At 62.2% G+C, this 3619-nt stretch carries 6 protein-coding genes; 4 read left to right on the top strand and 2 right to left on the bottom strand.

Annotated elements, in window-relative coordinates; translation table 11 throughout:
• The first annotated feature begins 171 nt into the window (after positions 1 to 171).
• The 3 genes from cueR (at position 172) to DIE21_RS36580 (ending at position 1402) form a co-directional block, all read left to right on the top strand.
• Positions 172 to 576 (top strand): Cu(I)-responsive transcriptional regulator, encoded by a 405-nt coding sequence (cueR, locus tag DIE21_RS36570; RefSeq protein ID WP_006755754.1) that lies wholly within the window; start codon positions 172 to 174, stop codon positions 574 to 576.
• A gap of 215 nt (positions 577 to 791) precedes the next feature.
• Positions 792 to 938 carry a DUF3563 family protein gene (locus DIE21_RS36575; RefSeq protein ID WP_006478295.1) on the top strand — a complete coding sequence of 49 codons (147 nt, stop codon included), beginning with the start codon at positions 792 to 794 and terminating at the stop codon, positions 936 to 938.
• A 113-nt stretch (positions 939 to 1051) separates the two neighbouring features.
• Positions 1052 to 1402: a hypothetical protein gene (locus tag DIE21_RS36580; RefSeq protein ID WP_124502180.1), complete on the top strand. Its 351-nt coding sequence runs from the start codon at positions 1052 to 1054 to the stop codon at positions 1400 to 1402.
• Positions 1403 to 1417: 15 nt separating this feature from the next.
• On the opposite strand, the gene DIE21_RS36585 is transcribed toward DIE21_RS36580, so the two are convergent.
• Both DIE21_RS36585 and DIE21_RS36590 read right to left on the bottom strand, forming a co-directional pair.
• Positions 1418 to 2263: a 23S rRNA (adenine(2030)-N(6))-methyltransferase RlmJ gene (locus tag DIE21_RS36585; RefSeq protein WP_124502181.1), complete on the bottom strand. Its 846-nt coding sequence runs from the start codon at positions 2261 to 2263 to the stop codon at positions 1418 to 1420.
• A gap of 126 nt (positions 2264 to 2389) precedes the next feature.
• Positions 2390 to 3361: an aldo/keto reductase gene (locus tag DIE21_RS36590; RefSeq protein ID WP_124502182.1), complete on the bottom strand. Its 972-nt coding sequence runs from the start codon at positions 3359 to 3361 to the stop codon at positions 2390 to 2392.
• Between the two features lie 163 nt (positions 3362 to 3524).
• Here DIE21_RS36590 and DIE21_RS36595 point away from each other — a divergent pair.
• Positions 3525 to 3619 (top strand): SDR family NAD(P)-dependent oxidoreductase (locus DIE21_RS36595; protein ID WP_124496677.1); only part of this gene is annotated, 95 nt, incomplete at its 3' end.

The following is a 3619-nucleotide window of genomic DNA, read 5'->3' on the forward strand; positions in this document are numbered from 1 at the left end:
CGACTTCTTCATGACAAGGTTTCTCCTGCGGCCTTGCCACTAACTTTACAGTGGGATACTTCAGAGGGGGAAGGTCAAAATCACGTGATTTGATACGATCGAAGTGTCGTCGACGGCTGCTCGCATCGACGTTCGTGGTCGAACCAGTGCTTGATGGAGAGAGGGCAGGGAATGAATATCGGCGACGCGTCGCGCGAATCCGGCGTCAGCGCAAAAATGATCCGGTACTACGAACAGGTCGGCCTCCTTGCGCCGAGCAAGCGTAGCGACGCCGGATACCGGATCTACGGTTCGGACGAAGTCCATATCCTGCGTTTCATCCGCCAGGCACGACGGCTCGGTTTTCTCGTCGAGGATATCCGCAAGCTGCTGATGCTCTGGCAAGATCGCTCTCGCGCCAGCGCCGAAGTGAAGTCGATCGCCCTCGAACACGTGGCCGAACTCGACAAACGCATCGCGGAATTGAGCGACATGCGCAATACACTCGCCGATCTCGCCGCGCACTGCCACGGTGACGGGCGCCCCGAATGCCCGATCTTGGCGCGCCTGGCCGACCCGGTCGGTGAACCAGATTAGTGCGCGCCCTCGAGGCCGAAACTGGGCTCCGACTCAATATCATTAAAAATCAATGAGTTGAGGAAAATGCTTCACAAGCCATTCCGAATGGGAATGGCTCCCATGCAAGCATTTCACTAGCATCTTGGTGCGGCATCGCTATAATTCGGGATAACCCTATACGGGAAATCCCTGAATCTCGATTCGCCAGGGGTCCCCCTTCCTTGGAGAACATCATGATCGCCTACATCGTTGAAAAGCTGAGCAACTGGTTCGAATCCGCAGAACGCGAGCGCCGTGAGGCTTACCTCGCCACGTCGTCGGACATCGTCCAGCTCGAGAGCCGCATCCGTTCGCTCGAAACCAACGGCTACTCGCTGTAATCGAGTCACCGTCAGGTGCCGTGTGGCACCGAACGAAAAGCAAGCCCCGTATTGACGGGGCTTTGTTTTTTTGTGCGCCGGATCTGGCGAAATCGTCGGCGCGGCGCTATGGTATGGACCTGCTTTTCAACCGGAAGAACACGACCATGCGCTTGCGTCTCGATGTGCGTCTCGTTCTGGGCGCTGCGGTGCTCGTTCACGGCGTGGCGGCCGGTGCGGCAACCTCGTCCAAACCGCTGATTCTCGATACGCAACGCGGGATCCAGGATGGCAAGGGTGGCCTGGTGTTGCAAACGGCGCCGTTATCGTCCGAGCCGATTGTTGAACCCGCGGGCATGCGAACGCCGGCCGGGCAGGGACCGAATTCGTCGGTCCCGCTGTTTGTCGCGCCGTATATCAATGTGCCGGGCTGGGGGCTGTCTCCCGCGAATCAGCCAAGGCCCACCCCGAGACCGCAGCCGTAACGGCACGCAGCCCGCTCAGTTTCCGCGGTGCTCGATCTGGCACCGGGCGCCGCTGTCCTGTCCCAGGCGTTCGACGAGATAGGGCAGCGCTTCGTTCATGCTCTGCGCGAGCGTGTACGGCGGATTCAGGATGAACATTCCGCTGCCGTAAAGTCCGAGGCCGTCTGCCGGCGGATTCGATACCGTTAACGTCAGGTGCAGCCAGTTGTTCGGCTGCAGGCGCTTGAGTTGTTCCGGAAAACGCTGCGACTCCACCCGTGCAACCTGCGGATACCAGATCGCGTAACAACCGGTCGCGAAACGCTTCAGGCATTCCGTTACGCAGGTCACCGTGCGGGCGTAGTCCTTCTTGTCCTCATAGGACGGATCGATCAGTACGAGCGCGCGTCGCGGCGGCGGCGGCAGCAGCGCCTTGATGCCCTCGAAGCCGTCACCGGCGAAAATCATCGCGCGACGCCCCGCATCGCGGAAGTTGTGACGCAGCACGTCGATTTCCGTCGTGTGCATTTCGAACAGGCGCATCCGGTCCTGCTCGCGCATCAATCGCCATGCGAGATACGGAGAGCCCGGATAGTAGTGCAGCTCGCCGTCGTCGTTCAGCGCGCGCACCTCGTCGATGTAATCGCCGAGCGCCTCGGGCAGGTTCTTGTCGTTCCAGAGCGGGCCGATGCCGGTGTCGAATTCCCCCGTCTTGGCCGCATAACCGTCTCGCAGCGAATACACGCCGGCGCCGGCGTGCGTATCGATGTACCAGTACGACTTGTCTTTGTTGTTCAGGTAGCGCAGCAGCTGGACGACGACGGCGTGCTTGAGCACGTCCGCGTGGTTGCCTGCGTGAAAACCGTGACGATAACTGAGCATGGCTGGCTGCCTGAAACGAAGGTGAATCGATGGAAACGGGCGATCGCGAGCGGCCGTCGGCCCGCGCGCCAACGCGCCAACGCGCCAACGCGGCCGCGTATTGTACGCGAGTGGACGTGAGCCGCCTTACTCGTATGCGTCGCCGACGGCCTCCTCGATGCGTTGCTTGACCTCCTGCGTCAGCTTTGGGGCAACGTCGAGCGCGCGCATGTTGTCGCCGATCTGTTCGATCCGCGAGGCGCCGGTAATGACCGAACTCACGCGCGGATTCGCGAGTACCCACGCGATCGCGAGCTGGGCGGTGCTGCAGCCGAGTTCGGCTGCGATCCCGCCGAGCCGTTCGACCACATCGTTGCTGGCCGGGTCCGTCAGCCGGTCGCGGAGCCAGTCGTAGCCCTGCAATTGCGCGCGGCTGCCCGGCGGCACGCCATTCCGGTACTTGCCGGTGAGCAGTCCCGATGCCAGCGGGCTCCAGGTCGTCAGACCGAGGCCGTAGTCGTCGTAGAGCCGTGTGTATTCCTGCTCGACCCGGATACGGTGGAACAGGTTGTACTGCGGCTGCTCGACGACCGGCTTGTGCAGATGGTGCCGCTCGGCAATCTCATACGCGGCGCGGATCTCGTCGGCGCTCCATTCGGACGTGCCCCAGTACAGCGCCTTGCCGCGCACGATCATGTCGCTCATCGCCCAGACAGTTTCCTCGATCGGCGTGTTCGGATCCGGACGATGGCAATAGACGAGGTCGACATGGTCGAGCTGCAGCCGGCGCAGCGAGCCGTCGATCGCGTTCAGCAGATATTTCCGGTTCAGCGTGTGGTACTGGTTCGGGGCTTCCGCGAGACCCCAGAAGAACTTCGTGGACACGAGGTAGCTGACGCGCGGCCAGCCGAGCGACTTGAGCGCCTGACCCATGATTTCCTCGGATTTGCCGCCCGCGTAGACCTCGGCGTTGTCGAAGAAATTGACGCCCGCATCGCGGGCGGCCGCGAGGCATTCGCGCGCGACCCGCTGATCGACCTGGTTGCCGTAGGTGACCCATGAGCCGAGCGAAAGCGCGCTGATCTGCAGGCCGGAGCGGCCTAGCCGTCGATAGTGCATGAGAATCTCCCGCGACTCGGAACCGACCTTAAGCTTAGACGTTTTGCGCGCGAACGGCGGGGCCGATCGTGCACAATAGCGGCTGGCCCGCCTGCACGACCACGCGACGAACGCGGATGCAGCGGGGCGTGCTTTTTCGAACCGATAACGGAAGGAGAGGGACATGGCAGCAGATCTGAGCGGCAAGACCGCAGTCGTCACGGGCGCCGCAAGCGGCATCGGCAAGGAAATCGCACTGGAGCTCGCGAAGGCGGGCGC

Origin of the sequence: Burkholderia sp. Bp9140 (assembly GCF_003853425.1) — a bacterium.
Taxonomy (GTDB): domain Bacteria; phylum Pseudomonadota; class Gammaproteobacteria; order Burkholderiales; family Burkholderiaceae; genus Burkholderia.